The organism is Paenibacillus sp. XY044 (assembly GCF_002257645.1).
Taxonomy (GTDB): Bacteria; Bacillota; Bacilli; order Paenibacillales; family Paenibacillaceae; genus Paenibacillus_AQ.
Map to the genome: position 1 here is coordinate 103,314 of NZ_NQMO01000012.1, position 17,538 is coordinate 120,851.

The 17,538-nt window shown below is 56.4% G+C and carries 14 protein-coding genes; 4 read left to right on the forward strand and 10 right to left on the reverse strand.

Annotated features, from left to right (window positions below; all coding sequences use genetic code 11):
• Nucleotides 1-29 precede the first annotated feature (29 nt).
• A complete protein-coding gene (locus tag CJP46_RS31960) occupies nt 30-833 on the reverse strand; it encodes a hypothetical protein (protein WP_094599675.1) in 804 nt (267 codons plus the stop codon).
• A gap of 319 nt (nt 834-1,152) precedes the next feature.
• Here CJP46_RS31960 and CJP46_RS31965 point away from each other — a divergent pair, with 319 nt between their 5' ends.
• The 3 genes from CJP46_RS31965 to CJP46_RS31975 all read left to right on the forward strand — a co-directional run bounded on the left by CJP46_RS31965 (nt 1,153) and on the right by CJP46_RS31975 (nt 4,890).
• Complete coding sequence (locus CJP46_RS31965; protein WP_373558062.1) at nt 1,153-3,264, forward strand: ATP-dependent helicase; 2,112 nt, start codon at nt 1,153-1,155, stop codon at nt 3,262-3,264.
• A 137-nt stretch (nt 3,265-3,401) separates the two neighbouring features.
• Nucleotides 3,402-3,770, forward strand: a complete 369-nt coding sequence (locus tag CJP46_RS31970) for a hypothetical protein (RefSeq protein WP_094599677.1) — start codon at nt 3,402-3,404, stop codon at nt 3,768-3,770.
• 379 nt (nt 3,771-4,149) lie between these two features.
• The gene (locus CJP46_RS31975) at nt 4,150-4,890 is read left to right on the forward strand and encodes a GTP pyrophosphokinase (protein ID WP_094599678.1); all 741 of its coding nucleotides are present in this window, start codon (nt 4,150-4,152) and stop codon (nt 4,888-4,890) included.
• Nucleotides 4,891-5,032: 142 nt separating this feature from the next.
• On the opposite strand, the gene CJP46_RS31980 is transcribed toward CJP46_RS31975, so the two are convergent.
• The 6 genes from CJP46_RS31980 to CJP46_RS32005 form a co-directional block, all read right to left on the reverse strand.
• Complete coding sequence (locus CJP46_RS31980) at nt 5,033-5,866, reverse strand: M15 family metallopeptidase (protein WP_256992633.1); 834 nt, start codon at nt 5,864-5,866, stop codon at nt 5,033-5,035.
• 5 nt (nt 5,867-5,871) lie between these two features.
• Nucleotides 5,872-6,630 (reverse strand): hypothetical protein, encoded by a 759-nt coding sequence (locus CJP46_RS31985; RefSeq protein ID WP_094599680.1) that lies wholly within the window; start codon nt 6,628-6,630, stop codon nt 5,872-5,874.
• 264 nt (nt 6,631-6,894) lie between these two features.
• Complete coding sequence (locus tag CJP46_RS31990) at nt 6,895-9,987, reverse strand: DEAD/DEAH box helicase (RefSeq protein WP_094599681.1); 3,093 nt, start codon at nt 9,985-9,987, stop codon at nt 6,895-6,897.
• Between the two features lie 338 nt (nt 9,988-10,325).
• Nucleotides 10,326-11,597, reverse strand: coding sequence for an ABC transporter substrate-binding protein (locus CJP46_RS31995; protein ID WP_094599682.1), 1,272 nt, complete (start codon nt 11,595-11,597; stop codon nt 10,326-10,328).
• A 52-nt stretch (nt 11,598-11,649) separates the two neighbouring features.
• The gene (locus tag CJP46_RS32000) at nt 11,650-12,435 is read right to left on the reverse strand and encodes a carbohydrate ABC transporter permease (protein ID WP_256992634.1); all 786 of its coding nucleotides are present in this window, start codon (nt 12,433-12,435) and stop codon (nt 11,650-11,652) included.
• 104 nt (nt 12,436-12,539) lie between these two features.
• Nucleotides 12,540-13,421 (reverse strand): carbohydrate ABC transporter permease, encoded by an 882-nt coding sequence (locus CJP46_RS32005; protein WP_094599683.1) that lies wholly within the window; start codon nt 13,419-13,421, stop codon nt 12,540-12,542.
• A 161-nt stretch (nt 13,422-13,582) separates the two neighbouring features.
• Here CJP46_RS32005 and CJP46_RS32010 point away from each other — a divergent pair, with 161 nt between their 5' ends.
• A complete protein-coding gene (locus CJP46_RS32010) occupies nt 13,583-14,344 on the forward strand; it encodes a TspO/MBR family protein (protein WP_094599684.1) in 762 nt (253 codons plus the stop codon).
• 211 nt (nt 14,345-14,555) lie between these two features.
• Here the strand turns inward: CJP46_RS32010 and CJP46_RS32015 are convergent, their stop codons facing one another.
• From CJP46_RS32015 to CJP46_RS32025, 3 genes are all read right to left on the reverse strand, one after another.
• On the reverse strand, nt 14,556-14,939 hold the full coding sequence (locus CJP46_RS32015; protein WP_094599685.1) for a RidA family protein: 384 nt from the start codon (nt 14,937-14,939) through the stop codon (nt 14,556-14,558).
• A 166-nt stretch (nt 14,940-15,105) separates the two neighbouring features.
• Entirely contained in the window at nt 15,106-16,611 is a 1,506-nt protein-coding gene (locus tag CJP46_RS32020) for a sensor histidine kinase (protein ID WP_094599686.1), read from the reverse strand.
• Nucleotides 16,612-17,102: 491 nt separating this feature from the next.
• The gene (locus CJP46_RS32025) at nt 17,103-17,306 is read right to left on the reverse strand and encodes a CsbD family protein (protein WP_094599687.1); all 204 of its coding nucleotides are present in this window, start codon (nt 17,304-17,306) and stop codon (nt 17,103-17,105) included.
• Nucleotides 17,307-17,538: the final 232 nt, after the last annotated feature.

The window sequence follows — 17,538 nt, forward strand, 5'->3', positions numbered from 1 at the left end:
GCTTCTATTAAGCACTCGCTTTTGCACTCCTAAATCTGTTCAGCACCGCATCTCGGGCACCATTTCGAGCCCTTGGGCAGGTCCGCGCGGCAAATCTGGCATTTGACCGTATCGCGTGGGCCTTCTTCACGAGCCCCGGGTTCACCGTCTCCGTTGTTGTTTTCCTTCCAATAGCGGATGCGTCGGTCCAGCTCCAGCTGGCGTTCCCGCTCCCGCTCGAGCTCTTCGGCCTGACGCCGCTCCTTCCCCCCATCTGGTGCATTCGCGTCGGAAAGATCAAGCTCATCCCATTCTTCCCTCATCGGAAATTCGTAATCGTAATCCTGCTCAGTCGCGGCTGCTGCCTCATGCTGGCTGGAATACTCACTGTCCTCTTGTTCTTCCCGGTAGGATGGCTCATCTTCGGCCTTGTTCCCGAAAATCGATTCTTCATCAAAGGCAAAACTCACCGGCTTGGCGGGCTCGCTCGGCTTCGCGGCATCCTCGACAAGCTTTCTTCCGCAAGACGGGCAGAAGTTGGCGTCCAGCGTGGAGACATATCCGCATTTGCACAGCCGCTCGTTCTTCAGCTCGGCAACCCGGGTGCGCAGCTCGTCGATTTCCTCCTGAAGCAGGTCGCAGGATTTGCACAGGTCGACCATTTCCTTCTCGGCCTTGCTCATATCGCCAACGCGGTAGCCTTCGTAGAAAACCTTTCCCATCTCTCTGTAGTGAATGCCCATTTCCCGTTCGATGTCGGCAATCTGACTGTTCAGCTTGCCGACCTCCAGCGTTCCCTGAGCCTTTTCCGTTGCGCGGTTAGCCCCTTCTTTGAGGCGCTGAATAATGTTCATGAGTTCTCTCCTCCAATTTCCATTTCATCCCATTTATTCATTCCAAATGATCATTTACAATAGTAATCTATGCCCTTGAGCGCATGTCATCTGCCCAGGCTGCTGCCCGGGCTGCCATAATACCAAGATACCACGCCGGAGCTGTCCTGTGAAATCCGTGCCTGCCGTCAAACGGCCATAAATCATGGGGCTTGGTATAGAGCGGCTGCAGGCGCATCCTTCCGGATGTGCATATATCATACCAAATTTACAGTGCACTTGTGAAAAAGGCAATCCCTTACAGTCAGAAAAGGAGGTCCTACCGGTGGCTCAGCCCCCTATACATTTGAATGTTTCGATACATAGCGTGCCTGCGAAGGTGCCCTCTGCCTCTCCGGTTCCCCAAGCACGCCCCGCCTCCCTCTCCACCAGCCGGGAGCTGGTGGGCGCAGGCGACGCGGATGCGTTTTTCTTTCGCGATCTGGAGCGGATGGGCATCCTGCTGAACGCGCCGCAGATCGATGCCGTACGCCACGGGGACGGGCCAATGCTCGCCCTGGCGGGAGCCGGCTGCGGCAAAACGACCGTCCTGGCCGCCCGGACGGCTTATCTTATCGCGGTCCGCGGGGTTCCGGGTTCCCGAATTTTGCTGGTCACGTTTACGAGCAAGGCCGCCAAGGAGATCAAAGAAAGGATCGGGCGGATGCCCGGCATTTCCGCGGCCGCGGCTCGAGTCGTAGAAGCAAGGACGTTCCATTCTTTCGGGCTGCTGCTGCTGCGCCAGCACGGATATACTGAGCAGATCTTCGGTGAATTCACGGCCCAGCATACCATCATGAAAATGATTTTGCGCCGCCTGGATCACACCGGATCCTATCAGCCCGAGACGCTGCTTGCGGCGCTGTCCGCCTGGAAAATGCAAGGCGGATGGCCGGACGACCTGCCCGAGACGACTAGAGAGGAGGCAGCCGTCAAACGAATTCTTCTCGGCTATGAGGATTGGAAGGGCCAGCGGAACCAGTGGGATTTTGACGATATCCTCCTGCACGCCCGAAAGCTGCTCGACAACCCGGCTACGCTGAAACGACTGCAGGACCGCTATCATTATTTGATGGTCGACGAATTCCAGGATACCAACGCGATCCAGTACGACCTGGTCCGGCGATTGGCGGAACCCCGGCGCAATTTGGCGGTCGTCGGGGACGATGACCAGACCATCTATTCGTTTAACGGAGCCCGGCAGGAATCCATCCTCGAGTTCGACCGCGTCTATCCGGGTACCAGAATCGTGAATCTCAATATCAATTATCGGAGCGACAGCCGGATTCTTGGCCTGGGGAGCGCCCTCGTCCGTCATAACCGGCAGCGCAGGCCCAAGGAGCTGCTTGCGGCGGGAGCCCGCGGCTTCAAGCCTGCTTACTTGACCCCTGCGACCCCCGACGAAGAGGCACGATGGGTCGTTCAGCATATTCAGGAGCATGTCGGCCAGGACGGGCTGGACTACGGAGACATTGCCATTTTACACCGAACGGCCGACAGCAGCCGCGCCATTCTGGAGCAGCTGCTGCTGTGCGGAATTCCATTTGTCCAATTTGGCAGTGCACCGGTTTTCTATGACCAGTCGTTGATCAAACCGCTGATGGATCACCTGCGGCTGAGCCTGACGCCCCGGCGGAAGGAATCGCTGCAGAGTGTGCTCGGCCCTTTGTATGTACCAAAAGAGGATGGTATCTCTTATATTCGGCAGCAGGAGAAGCTCCAGGCCAAAAAGTATCCGCTCATCCATCTCTCCCGTTGGGAACGGCTCCAGCCTTTTCAGCAGGAGGCGGTCAAAGAGCGCATCCGGCTCATTAAATCGCTGAAATCCCTCAAACCGGCCTATGCCATCCAGGAAATGCGCAGACTGTTCTACGACAAGTACCTTCAGGCAGGCGATCCTTTGATTTATACCCAATATAAAGAGATGGTGAGCGATACGCTGGAGGAGTTCGAGAGCGCGGCGGGACGCTTTGATACCGTCGAGAAATTCGTGGCGTATGCGGACGAATTGACGGCCCGCCACGAGCAGATGGAGGCGGCCCGGGAGGAACAGAACACCAGCGCCGTTCAGCTCATGACGATCCACCGGGCCAAGGGGCTGGAGTTCCGCCAGGTGTATTGGATCGGCGCAAGTGAAGGGATTCTGCCGCACAGCTCCGCCTTGAAGAAGCAGCCTCCGGCGGACACCAAAGCCGGGCAGGCGCTGACGGACGAGCAGCAGCTGGCGGCCGCAGCGCTCGAGGAGGAGCGGCGGCTCGCTTACGTCGCAGTCACGCGGGCCAAGGAGAAGCTGTACATCAGCTCTCCCGCATACTACCACGGCAAGCCGTCGGCACCGTCCCGATTTTTGCATGAAGCTTTCGGCATCCAGAACAATCAGGACTCTCCCAAGCCGGTTTCGCCCAGGCACTGAGGAAATTTCCTGATTCAAACCGGCTTCTCCCGTGTATAGATCAGTAAAAGCGTTCATGCCTGTCCGGAGCATCCACCGGAACTTTGCGATACACGGGATGCGCGGATGCTGCCATGGATGAGGGAGGAATCTGCCTTATGGATACCGATAAGAAGCGTTACTATGTTTCCGTCAGCCATCAGCTGATTCAGGACGTGCCGAACGACTCCGCCGAATATGAGGTGCTGATGACCGAGACGGAAGTGTCGACACTACGGGATCTATTGGAGAAACTGGCCAAGGAAGACGAGTATGCATTCAAGCGCACCTTTGTTCCGTTTAAATCGGCCGACCATGACGAGGCGGCTGATGAGTATAACGATAAACTGATCGATGTGTATGCTTATTTGCATGAGATCGGTGATGAAACAACGCGGCGTACGATCGAGGATATGAATATTTTGGGTAAAATGCTGAATACCGATTACCACGATAAAGGTTATGAGGGATCTCCCCTGAACAAATAAAGGGATGATCGCAATCCCTTCTGCAGCCCTTGTCCCGCCTGACTTCCCGGTACGCTGGTACATGGAATTCGGACGGATGGCAGGGGCTTTTGCGGCCTTTACAGGATTGCTGCAGTGCCGCCTTGCTTTGCTTCACCTTCCTATTTTCAGGTAAAATGTAACCATATAGATAGATTGAATTAAAGAAGGCCACATCTTTGACACGGTTATTTTCCGTGGATCAAGGAATGACAATTAAAACTTTAATTCATTCTATATAGATTGAACTAAAGTTTTGCATTGAACTTCCTGTTATAAACGACCCAAGACGGCCTTTAACATTCATTTCTTTAGTTCATTCTATACAGCACCTCAATTTGCAGATAGGTAGGAGATTGGCATGAACGAACAGCAGAACCCACAGCTAGTCGTAAGTCCCGTAACGTTGAAAGACCTGCATCAGCTCGATATAGATAACAACTTGCTCCGGCAATTCGAAGAATGGAAGAAGCTTCCCATGCTGTACAAACTGGCCCTGGAGGAGCTCCAGAGCAAAATCAAGCTGATCAAGACCGAACTGAAGCTGCAGGACGGATACAGCCCTATCGAACATATCAAGGTCCGGATCAAAGAGCCCAAGAGCATCATGAACAAAATGGAGCGCAAGGGCTATGAGCTGACGATGGAGAACATTCTGAACCAGATCCACGATATCGCCGGCATGCGGATCGTCTGCGCGTTCGTCCAGGACATTTACCGGCTGCTTGACCACTTATCCCATCGCGACGACATCCGCCTGATCGAGGTCAAGGATTATATCGCCCATCCGAAGCCCAACGGCTATCAAAGCCTGCACATCATCGTGGCCGTGCCGCTGATCCTGATCGAAGGCACACGCTGGATGAAAGTCGAAATCCAGATGCGGACTTTGGCCATGGATTTCTGGGCAAGCATGGAGCATATTATTTTCTACAAATATGACAAACAGGTTCCGCCCCATGTGGTGGCTGAGCTGAAAGAGGCTTCCCTGGCCGCCGACAAGCTGGATCACCAGATGTTGAGGCTCCGTCAGGAGATTCTTGCAGAGAACGGCGAATTGATCGAGGGAGCCCTGCATGAGTTGCATGAGGACGAAAGCTAAATCCGTGCGAAAGCCAGGATCCGAGTCGATGGCATGAACATAAGGCAGCGACCGGATATCGAAATAAGAAACGTCTGGATAAGTAAAAAGCCGTTCCCTCCCTTAGGGTACGGCTTTTGGGCGTGTGGCAAGGACAGCATCGTTACAGCTTCATGTTCGCTTCGTCAAAATAGTCCTCAAGCGCAAGCCCGCTCCGGGCGATGTCCGGCGCCAGGACCGTCCCGATATAGCGGATGTGCCACGGCTCGTACACGTAGCCGGTAATGCTCTCCAGCCCTTCGGGATACCGGACGATAAAGCCATACTCGGCGGCATGCGCCGCAAGCCAGCGCCCTTCCTGGGACGAGCCGAATACGGACCCCAGCACGTTGCCGACGCTGGGGCTCGAGACGTCCATCGTCAGGCCCGTCTGATGCTCGCTCGTCCCTGGGACGGCGCTGACGCGGGCGGCTTCCCCCGCACCCTTTGTGCGCACATGGTGCTCATAAACGGCCTCTTGACGCTGATACGACCGGTAGCCGGAGACGGCCCGCAGCTCCATGCCGGCCTGCGCCGCCCCTGCGAACAGCGTCTCGAGCGCCGCGGCGGCTTCTTTACGCATATGCCGCTTCTCGTGCGGTCCGTCGAACGTAAAGGGCACGTCCGGTTCCACAAGGTCGCCGGGCGCATACCCCTCCGGGAGGCTGCGCTGTTTATTGACCACCACGGTGACCGCATCCGGGTTGGTTACCACCTGCTTCCCGTTCACGCTCCTGGCTGTGGCCTGCAGCGAACTTTCGCTGCGCTTGGCCAGTACGGGATCGGCAACCCGCTCACGGACCGCTTGCCCGCCGGCATCCGGACCGCCGGGTGACCGAAGGGCTTGTCCGCTCTCCTGCCCGGCACCCTCCGACCACTCACAGCCGCCAAGCACGGCGGACGCCGAAATCACCAGAGCCGCCAAGAGGCAGGCACCCAGGCTTCCGGTGCGGGACAGCCCGTTCACGGTCTGTTCTCCGGAGCCGAAGCCCGGGACGCCGCTGCCGAAGGTACCCGCTTCAGCTGCTCCTTGGCCCTCGCCGCGGTCTGCGACTTGATCGAGCGGATCACCTGCCGGGCCGCCGTAACTTTGGGCAGGAGGCCGGACCAATCTTCCTCCGGCATTTCCTTGGCGGGCACGGCCTCCAGATGGACGGCCACCTCCCGGAATGGCGCTCCCGGCTCATGCAGCATGCCCTGCTGCGCTGCTTCCGCCAGCCATTCGCCGGGAGACGGGCCGCCTTTGCCCTTCTCCTCAAGGGAGGATAGGTCACCGGAGGCCAGCTTGACATCGCCCGGCGGCAGCGAATCAGCCCAGTCGCCGAAGACCCGGCCGAGCAGCTCCTCGCGGGGGAGCCCCAGCAGCGTCAGCATCAAGAGCGGCTCCTCCGCCAGGCGCTGTCGGATAGCCGGCATCGACTCCGCTGCATGGGGGCATCCCTCTTCGCCGCAGCTGCAAACCGCCTCACCCCAAGTCAGGGTGGCTTGCCCGAACAGCTCATCCAGCCAGGACAGCCGGCTTCCCTGAAGCAGCAAATAAAGGTCGGCCGGGCAATCGTACAGCCTCTCCACGACGGATTCCCCGGTCACGTCGCCGTCCAACGTCACCGGAATACCGAGGGTCCACTCCTTGCGGCCTTCTCCGGTCTTCCCTTGCGCCCGGATCAATCCGGGCTCCGCTTCCACGAGGAGCTCCGGTCGGTCGTTACCTTGTGACTTCATCCCTTATTCCCTCCTTTGCTGACATCGCCGTCACCATCATTGACTGCAAATGTCTTCATCACCTATTCGGCAAACCGCCAGGCTCAACGCCTGAATCGGCCTTCTGCAGCGCTGCACCGGACCATAGTATGCCCCTGCAGTCACGACTTCATATCCATGCACACATCAAGCAAATCATGATCTGCCGATGATCCTCCTTCCCTAGAATCGGAGGCGATCAACAATACAGCTTTGCCTGGTCAGAAAGTGTTCACGCCGCCCTGCCTACATCCAGTCTTCCCCTTGCAGCATAATCAGTTCCTTCAGCTCGTGATCCGACATCTCGGTCAGCCACGTTTCTCCCGAACCGACGACCTGCTCGGAGAGCGACTTTTTATGCTCGATCAGCTCGTCGATCCGCTCCTCGAGCGTCCCTTGGCAGATCAGCTTGTGCACCTGTACATTTTTCTGCTGGCCGATCCGGAATACCCGGTCCGTCGCCTGATTTTCCACGGCCGGATTCCACCACCGGTCGTAATGCAGCACATGATTGGCCCGGGTCAAATTCAGCCCGACGCCTCCCGCCTTCAACGATAGCACGAAGAAGGATGGGCCCTCGCCCTCCTGAAAGGAGATGACCATATCATCGCGATCCTGTTTGGAAACGCCGCCATGAAGAAAGAACGGCGCCTTGCCATAGCGCTCCTTCAGCCTGGACACCAGAAGATGCCCCATTCCCACGTACTGCGTGAAGATCAGCGCCGACTCCTGGTTCTCCTGGATGTTGTCAAGCAGATCGAAGAGCCGTTCCATTTTCCCGGAAGACTCGGATTTAGCGCCCCGAGCATCTTCCCTGCCGAGCAGCAGCGGCGAATCGCAAATCTGCTTCAGCTTCGTCAGCGAGGACAGCACCAGCCCTTTCCGGGCGATGCCCGTCTGCTGTCCGATCTGGCCCATCATCTGGTCCACGACCGATTGATACATCGCTCCCTGCACTTCCGTCAGCGTGCAGTAGGATTTGATTTCCAGCTTCTCGGGCAGATCCTTGCGGATGTCCGGATCGCTCTTCAGGCGTCTCATCATAAAGGGCGATACAAGCTTATGCAGCTCCTGCAGCTTCCCGGGCGCGACCTCTCCCGTCGTGTACCGCTGCCTGAAAGAAGTGGAAGAACCGAGATAACCCGGATTGAGAAATTGGAAGATCGACCACAGCTCTCCGAGGCGGTTCTCCACCGGCGTCCCGGTCATCGCGATGCGGTGCGGCGCCGACAGCTTCATAACGCTCTGCGCCTGCTTGGTCCGGTAGTTCTTAATGTACTGGGCTTCGTCCAGCACGACGGTGGACCACAGGACCGAGGCCAAGTCCGCACCATCTCTTCCAGCCAAATGGTAGGTCGTCAGCACGACGTCGTGCTGACGCGCCTGCTCCAAAAATTCATCCCCGTGAAGACGGCGGTTGCCGTGATGGATGTACAGCGCGAGCCCAGGCGCAAAGCGCTGCATTTCCCGCTGCCAGTTGCCCAGCAGTGAGGTCGGGCACACGATCAGCACAGGAGGATTGTCCTGCTTGTGCTGATCCAGCAGGCAGGTAATCACCTGCACCGTCTTTCCGAGACCCATGTCATCGGCCAGGCAGACGCCGAAGCCCATGTCTCTCATCGCGGCCAGCCATTGGTAGCCTCGCTCCTGATAGGGGCGGAGCACTCCGTGCAGCGAAGCGGGAACCGAGCGAACAGGTACCTTCTTCGGCCCCTCCTCCCCAAGAAGGGACTGCAGGTAGCCCATCGTCTCCAGCTCCAGCACCGGAATGCCCTTCCACATGCGTTCGCCGTCTTCTCCCGCGCTTAGATGCATCCAGTCGGACATATTCATTTCGCCTTCGTCATGCTTCTTGATATAACGCAGTACCTGGCGAATTTCCTTCAGATCCAGTTCGATCCATTCCCCGCGAAATTTCACATACGGCAGATTCGATTCGGCCAGCTCGGCCAGTTCCTCCCGGGTGAGGGTGTGGCCCTCAAGCGCCGCTTCCACCCGGAAGGAGACAAGCTGCTCAAGGCCGATGACCGGATGGCCCGGCGCACCTCCGCCTGCGCCTTCCGCCAGCATCTTCAGCGATAATCCCACACGGCGGCGCCCCTTCCGGCTCCACCGGGAAGGCATCTGCACCGTGATGCCGACTTTCGTCAGCTTCGGAACCGAGAGGCGGACAAAGGCGATCATCTCCTCCGTGGTGAGCTCGAGGCTCTCCGGAGCCGGGCCCCGAAGCGCTTCAGCCAGCTCCGGGGACAGCTTCGACGCATCGCCGAGCGCACGGAGCATCTGCTCCTGCACATTCGGAAAGACGCGGCCGCGGCGGCTAATATCCCGTTCCCGGTACGACCAGATGGCCCGGATTGGAATCCATGCCCCAAACTCATCCTGAAACTCCGCCCAGAACGAAACACACCAGCGTTCCTCTTCTTCAGTATGGCAGGGCTCAAGCCGCAGTCCCAACTGCATCCGGCCCTGTGCTGCAGCATCCTCACTTTCCACGGCCGGGACCGAGGTCCCCCCCGTCTCGGCAACCGCCGACGCCAGCTCCTCCATCTCTTCCGTGCTTCCATTGACCGGGATGATCCGGCTAGCAGTCAGGGCACTGTTCCACCACAGCTCCGCCACCGGGGAATATCCTCTCCGATAGTCGGAATGGTAGCGGGAAAATTTACTCTCGTTCTCACGGATCACTTCCCTGACCTGGGCGTGGATCATGGTCCCCAGAAACGAATGCAGCAAAAACGCCCCCGCTTCCTCCTTCGTCATCGCATCCCTGCCGGATAGTGCCGGCACGCCAAGCGCGACGGGCGGCATCGCCGCCGCCAGCTGCAGGAAGCGCTCCGCGTCCTGAGGCCGGTTTAGGCTCGGCTTCCATTCCGCTGCCAGCGCCTGCTCCCCCGATCGGCGGCGAGCGCCGTTCGATGGAACCGGTGCCGTACCCGGCGCGATACAGCCGCGCAGCATCAGTTCAAGGGAAAACCGGGCCGCCTGGGCCCAGTAATCCATCTCCGCTCCAGGCTGGATCCCCGCCTGCCGGATGTATGCCTCATCCCATGCAATAAGCAAACTGAAGGCGTCGGAGGCGTTCAGGGCAAGCCCCTCCAGCGTTCTGCCCATGAGCTGTCGCCGATCCCCCCGGCGGCTCGTACGCTGGGCCGCATGTGCGGACGGATACTTGAGCTCGGCCAGCCTGAGCGCAGCCTGGGCAAAAGGGCGCGTCCCGTCCGACAGCGTCAGCTGCTTGACCACTTTGCTCCATGCGTCCACTCTCGGTTCGGACATCTCTCCTAAAAAACAAAAAAACACATCACCAAGCCATACGCCATAAAGCGGTTGATTCATGGTAGTCTCCTGTCATATCCGTAGTTACACATATACTTCCATCTTATACGAAAACGCATGAATTTAAAAACGAGATGCTGCTCTTTTTTAGGCATTTTTCACTATTTTTTATGTTCTTTACCCACCATCCCGCGGCCTGGCACCTCCCTAACGTGATCGTGCGAAAATCATTAAAAAGCCGGAAGCCGGTCCTGGGAGCTCTAAGCTCCCTGAACCGGTTCCGGCTTTATTCCATCAGAAATCCGATTAGCGATACTCATTCCGGGTACAAATAGCTTGCCATCCGATCAAGCCAGGACAAGGGCCATGGTGCTCAGACGCACGGAGGCCGGCAGCCGTTAGCGGACGCTCAGGTTGTCCCAGTTCTGCTGGAACTGCTTGAACATTTCCTGTTTCGTAATTTTGCCGCCGATATATCCCTGCATCGCCGCGGCAAATTCGGGCTGCATGCCGAACGGGAACCGGAACCAGTTCCAGGTCAGCGTTTTGCCCTCGTCGGTGTATTTCTGCACTTCCATGCCCAGCTGTCCCAGGTCTTCGTCCGTACCTTTAATAGACTTGAAGGCCGGAATGAATTTGAATTCCTTCGTAATGTACTTCTTGCCGGTATCGGAGGTCACCAGCCAGTTCAAAAACTCCTTGGCCTCCTTCTTGACCGGCGAATCTTTATAGATAACCCAGTTGTTCGGCACGCCGACGTAGAGCTTGTCCCCGAGCTGTGGATCGTCATTGATCGGCATCGGCAGGATACCCAGGTCCAGCTTCGGATTGATGCCGTCAATCTGCACCTGGGTCCAGTTCCCCTGCTGCATCATGGCTGCTTCCCCGCTGGCGAACATCGTTACCTGGGTGTTGTAGTCCGTTGTAAGCGGGCCGGGATTCCCGTACTTCAGCGTAAGGTCAAAGAGGTTCGACCACTGCTTCACGACTTCGTTGTCCGCGAATGTTTCCGTCTTGCCGTTCAAATGCTGGATAAAAGCACCTGGGTCCTTCTGGTCGGCAAAAGCCACATTGATGTTATGGTTGCCGAGTACGAAGTTCTCCTGATATCCGTTGGCAAACGGGATGATCCCCGCGGCCTTCAGCTTTTTGCACGCTTCCTCTAGCTCGCTGAGCGTGGTGGGACGCTGCATGATACCCGCTTTTTTGAACAACTCCTTGTTGTAAATAAAACCGTACCCTTCCAGGTTCATCGGCTGCCCGTACAGCTTGCCGTCCTTGGTCATCGGCTCTTTGGCGATGTCCTTCACATCCTTGACCCAAGGCTGATCGGATAAGTCCTCCAAATATTCCTGCCACATGTCCATTTCGGCATAGCCGCCGATGTTGAAGATGTCCGGCTCTTTCGAAGCCGCAAATTTGGCCCGGAGCGAGGCGCCGTAGTCGCTGCCTCCGCCGACGGTCTGAATATCCAGCGTAATCCCCGGGTGGGATTTTTCATACTCCGCTTTCAGTTTATTTAGTGCTTCCGCAATTTCTACCTTGAACTGAAAAATATGAATGGTCTTGACCCCGCCGCTGCCACTTTCGCTGCCGCATCCGACCAGAAGGGCGAACGAGGCCAGCAGCACGCCAAGGCGGGCTCCAAAGGTATAGGCCTTTTTCTTCATGCCGCATAACCTCCTTTATGGAATGTACTTGAGCCGCCGGGACAGGCCGGGTTCAGCCCTTCACCGATCCCTGGGCGATGCCTTCGATGATGTACTTCTGCATGGCCAGGAAGAAGATGACGATTGGCGTAATGCCGAGCACGAGCGCAGGCAGGGCCAGATCCCACTGCTTCGTGAACTGGCCGAAGAACGCATAGGTTGCTATCGGGATCGTCTGCCGTCCCGGGCTCTGCAGAATGAGCGACGGCATCAGGTAATCGTTCCAGATCCACAGCGCATTCAGAATGATGACGGTGACGATGATCGGCTGCATCAGCGGCAGGACGATGCGGAAGAAAATGCCGTACGTGGAGCAGCCGTCGACCCGGCCCGCCTCCTCGATCTCCCGCGGCACCGATTTGACGAAACCGTGGAACAGGAACACGGACAGCGGCGCGCCAAATCCGAGGTAGCAGATGATCAGCCCGGTTCTCGTGTCCATCAGGCCGAGCGTACTGACCACCTTGACGAGCGGAATCATGATCGATTGGAATGGAATGACCATCGCGGCGACAAAGGCGGCGAACAGCAGCCGGTTGAACGCCGTGTCCCGGCGCACCATCCGGTACGCCGCCATCGAGCTGATGAGCGCCAGCAGCACGTTGCTGATGATTGCGATGAGCAGGGAATTGCCGAACACTTTCGGAAAAGCGGTGATTTTCCAAGCCTCCGCATAATTGTTCCACAGAAAGGCTTGCGGCCAGCCTGCGGAGTTGGTCAGAATATCGCCGAAGGACTTGACCGAATTGACGAGCAGGAAGTAGAACGGTACCAGGAAGACCAGCGCCAGCAGGATCATGAGCAGCTCAAGGATCAGCCTTCCGGCGCGGAAGCCGCGGCCTGTGCTTGTGTTGGCATTTGTTCTTCGGCTTGGCCTTGTGCTTGGGCCTGGGCTTGTGTGCATCATACTTCCACCTCCTTGCGTTTCGTGGCGCGCACCTGAAGGATCGAAATCAGGGCCACGACGATAAAGAAGATGATCGCCTTAGCCGAACCCATGCCGAAGCGGCTGATATTAAACGCCTCATTGTAAATGTTCAACGCGACGGATTCGGTTGACTTGAACGGTCCGCCCTTGGTGAGCGACAGGTTCAGGTCAAAGAGCTTGAACGACCAGGAAATGGCCAAAAACAGACAGACCGTCACGGCAGGCATGACCAGCGGAACGGTAATTTTCCGGAGGACCTGTCCTCTCGATGCACCATCGATTTGTGCGGCCTCAATAAGGCTTTTCGGTACATTGTTCAGCGAGGAAATGTATACGACCATCAAATAACCGGCATTCTGCCAGACGAAGACGATCACGACCGCCCAGAAGGCCGTCGCCTCGGTGCCGAGCCAGGGCAGCTTGAAGAAAGAGAGCCCGGTGGTCGCGCCGACGGAAGAAAACCCTTTCACAAAGATAAACTGCCAGATAAACCCGAGCAGCAGCCCCCCGATGACGTGAGGCACAAAAAATACGGTCCGCAGCGCATTGCGCGTCAGCAGCGACCGCGTCAGCACATAGGCCAGAATAAAACCGAGCACATTGGTTAGGATGACTCCAAGCACGGTAAATTTGACGGTAAACCAGAACGAATTCAGAAACGCCGGGTCTTCCGTGAATATGTGGATGTAGTTGCGGAAGCCGACCCAGCCCGCATGCCTCGACACCCCGTTCCAGTCGGTAAATGAATAATACAGTCCTAAAAGAAAGGGAACGACAACAATGACGAGGAAGCACAGGGCCGACGGTCCGACAAAAATGAGCTGCTGCAGCAGCTGGGACGATTTTTTCGAGTTCATGCCCTCACTCCTTACACTTTCATGGTTTTTCATTTAATTACCTGAATCGACAAGGATTGAATCTGCAACAATTTGTTCTTTTTGGGACAAATTCGGGTATATTTGTAGGGAAAAGCCGCTTTTCGGCAAGCCCGTAGATATCACTTCAGGAGGCTGGTACGATGCTTAGAAGCAATCCGTATAAATGGTGGAACTGGCTCGCGTTCGTCGCCGCGATGGTCGTCAACGCGCTGGCCAATACCGCCGTGCTTGGGGGAAAAACTACAGGGGAAATATCGGACCAATACCCGACGATGATCACGCCCGAGGGGTATGCATTTTCCATTTGGTCCTTAATCTATGTACTGCTGCTTGGTTTTCTTCTCTATCAAAGCGGACGGGTCACCGAAACCCGGGATTCGGTCCGGTCCATCGGGCCGTGGTTTATGATCTCCTGCGTACTGAACATCGCGTGGCTGCTCCTGTGGCAGTACGAATATATCGAACTGTCGCTCGCCGCCATGGTGCTGCTTCTTCTCTCGCTGTTCGTCATCTACCGCCGGACGCGCCGGATCTATTATCCGACATCCGGTGAGATGTGGCTCATCAAGTTTCCCTTCAGCCTGTATTTCGGCTGGCTCAGCGTAGCGGTCATTCTCAATATCGCGATCGTGTTGAAAAAGAACGATTGGAACGGCTTCGGACTGAGCGAGCTCGTGTGGGCCGTTATCTTCCTGCTCGCCGGCGCGCTGATCGCGATCCTGGTCAGCTATCCTTACCGCGACAGCATTTATCCGCTGGTCTTCGTGTGGGGCTATGTCGCCATTGCCCTGAAGCAGCAGGATCTCGTAGAGCGAGCGTTCATGGCTGCGTTAATTCTGGCGGTTATCCTGCTCGTCTATGCGATCTATCTATTCTTCGCCCGAAGCCGGGACCGGGACTAAAATCATTCCCACAAATGTGGAGCCTCTGCTCGGGCGTATATCAGGTACTTGCATCGGAACCCTGAAACAAACAAAAAGGCCGGGCTTTGCGGACGGGGCGGCGCCCCGGGCAAAGTCCGGCCTTGCTGTATCGCAATAAAAACTTCCGCTAAGCGCGGTCTGTCTTCTATGAAGATACGTCGATAAACGTTTTACTTATGTAGCTTCCGATCTATTTGATGACAGCGGCAATCGTCTCGATTTCCACCAAGCCGTCCTTCGGCAGGCGCGCTACTTCAACGGCGCTGCGTGCAGGATATGGCTGGGCGAAGAAGGAGCCGTAAATCTCGTTTACCGCGGCAAAATCGTTCATGTCTTTCAGGAACACGGTCGTCTTAACCACTTGATCCAGGCTGCTGCCCGCCGCTTCGAGAATCGCCTTCACGTTGCTCAGAGCCAGGCGGGCCTGCTCCTGCACGCCGCTGCCGAACTCACCGGTCGCTGGATCGAGCCCCAATTGTCCCGACGTGAAAATAAAATCGCCGACCTGAACGGCCTGGCTGTAAGGTCCGATCGCTCCTGGCGCGGACTCGGTCGAAATCACCTTTTTACTCATGGAAGTCACCCTTTCGTTCTTCGTATTATCCTTCTCATTGTAAACAGAGGCCGGTCAAGTTGCAATACGGCAGCGCGTTGCTTCAGGCGAGCGGTCGCCTCCATCGCAAGCGTATGCTTCACCTGCTCCAACTTTTGCTTCGTATGGACTACTGAAGCGGGAACGGCTATTCCAGACCCGGAACGGTTCCGGCTCGTCCCTGGAATGTTGTCTTCTGCTCCACACCGTCGGCGGATAGTCGTATTTCCACGGCGGCGCACTCCTCCACCCCGCTTGCCAGCGGCAAATAGAGGGAGAAGCAGCTGCCCTTCCCCACTTTGCTCTCTACCCGGATAAAGCCTCCCAGCAAATGCGCCAGATCCCGGCTAATCGAGAGCCCAAGGCCTGTCCCGCCATATCGCCGGCTGATGGAGCCGTCCGCCTGGGCGAACGCTTCAAAGATCCGCCGCTGCTGCGGCGAGGAGATACCGATGCCGGTATCTTGGACGTCGAACACGATCCAGCAGCCCGCATGCTTTCCCTCCCGATTATGCTCCGAACGGATGACGAGGCTCACCTTACCCCGATGGGTAAACTTGAAAGCATTGGACAGCAAGTTCCTCAGAATCTGCTGTACCCTGCTCGGATCCGTGCGGAAAGTCAGCGGAAGCGAAGGATCCAGCTTGATGGTGAAGCCGATCTCTTCTTTTTGGGCGACCAGCTCAAAATGCATTTGCAGCAGCTGCGGGATTTCGCTGATATTCATCTCTTCATGAGTGATTTCCAGCCGTCCGGCCTCCACCTTGGACAAGTCCAGGATGTCGTTGATGATGCGCAGCAGTTCCTGGCCGGATTGGTGGATAATTTCGCCGTACTCGGCCATTTCCTCCTTGGTGCGGCTGTTGTCGTTTTCACTGATCAGCTCGGCAAAATTGATGATGCTGTTCAAAGGAGTCCGCAGTTCATGGGACATATTCGCCAGAAATTCCGTTTTGTAACGTGAGGACCTTGCCAGCTCCTTGGCCCTTTCCTCCAGTACGCGCTTGGCCTGATGCAGCTCTTCGGCCTGGGCCGAGAGCAGAACGTTGCTTTGTTTGAGCTGGATGGTGCGTGCCGCCTCAAGCTGAAAATCGCGGAGGATCAAGGAAAAGACCAGGCTCAGCAGGAGGCTGAGCGGCAGCGTTACCGGCATGATCGTTTCAAAATAATAACCTGAAGGAATAACCCCGAGAAATGCAATATCGATAGCGTTCAGTACGTTCAGCACCAGAATGGCCAGAAATCCGCGGGTTACCAGTCCAAATCCCTTCCGTCTCATCCACATGTTGAGCAGAGCCGCCGCGGCGCCCAGCATGCACAGATTGAACAAACCGGCGATCGAGGCCTCGTTCACCCCAAACGTAAGACGCGCCAGTCCGATGCCGACGCCGATGATTACCAGCGTCACCGGCTCTGCGTAAGCTGCGGTCGCAATGATGAGGGGAATGAACCGGAGATCGAAAATCACATTTTCGCTAAGCTTGTATCCGAAAACCATGCTCAGCCATCCGCAAAAGATGATCAGCAGCACCGAGCAGGTATATTTCACATGTTTAGAGGCGCGGGCAAGCCCATACTTGTAAACTAGGTTGGCCAAGTAGGCAGCCGCAATGAGCAGGGCTGTGTTTCCAAGAAATATTTTGCAAAAATCCATGTACTCACTCCTGAAGATGGATATTAGCCGTGCTCTCTTATCATATCATGGCAGATCGGTATATCCAGAATTCATACAAAAAACAGGACCGGGGGCACACGGGATTGCAGCAATATTCAAATCGAGTCACGCCCACCTGCCAACGCCATTAAAACGCACTTGAATTCCGTCTATTTAGCGTTTTGCGTCAAAATAACTGCAAAAGTGCATCTAAATTCCGGTTACTCAACGGTTTAAGGGGGCCTAGCCGTAAGTACAACATTAAAAGCCAGTACAACGGTGCTGCACAACAGCTCATTATGGAACACTGCGGTATACGCAGGCCGATTGCCGATCGGCCTCAAAAATAAAGCCGGGGCGAAAGACCGACCACCCGCCGCTTCGGTATCCATACGCCCTTACACCTCAAAAAGCGCAGCGCTCCCCGGTAGCCCGGTGAACCGCTGCGCTTCATTGTTTATCCTGCATGCCGACCGCAGGAAGAAGAGACCTTACAGCTGACGCGAACGCGTCCAGTCATGGTACTCTTTTTCCGCTGCGTCCTTGGTGTGGCCATAGCGCTCCTGAAGCTTGCCGACCAGCTTGTCCTTTTCGCCGTCGATTTTATCCAAATCGTCGTCCGTCAGCTCACCCCACTGCTTTTTGGCCTCGCCTTTCAGTTGATTCCATTTTCCTTTGAATACGTTATGATCCATGAGGATCAGCTCCTCTCGGTATAAATTGTTGGTCGGCGGAACCTATCCGCTCCGCCTGTAGTTCACTATTACCCGCAGGAAAGCGGGCTGAATCCGGCAATCACCCGCCCGCTTCCACCGTTTGCCTTCTTAGCCGAAGGCCGATGTAGAAAACATTTTAACCAAAATATAGATCGCCTATTGCATTAGGTGTATTAAGTGATATAATACACTTAAATCACATAAGTGACCT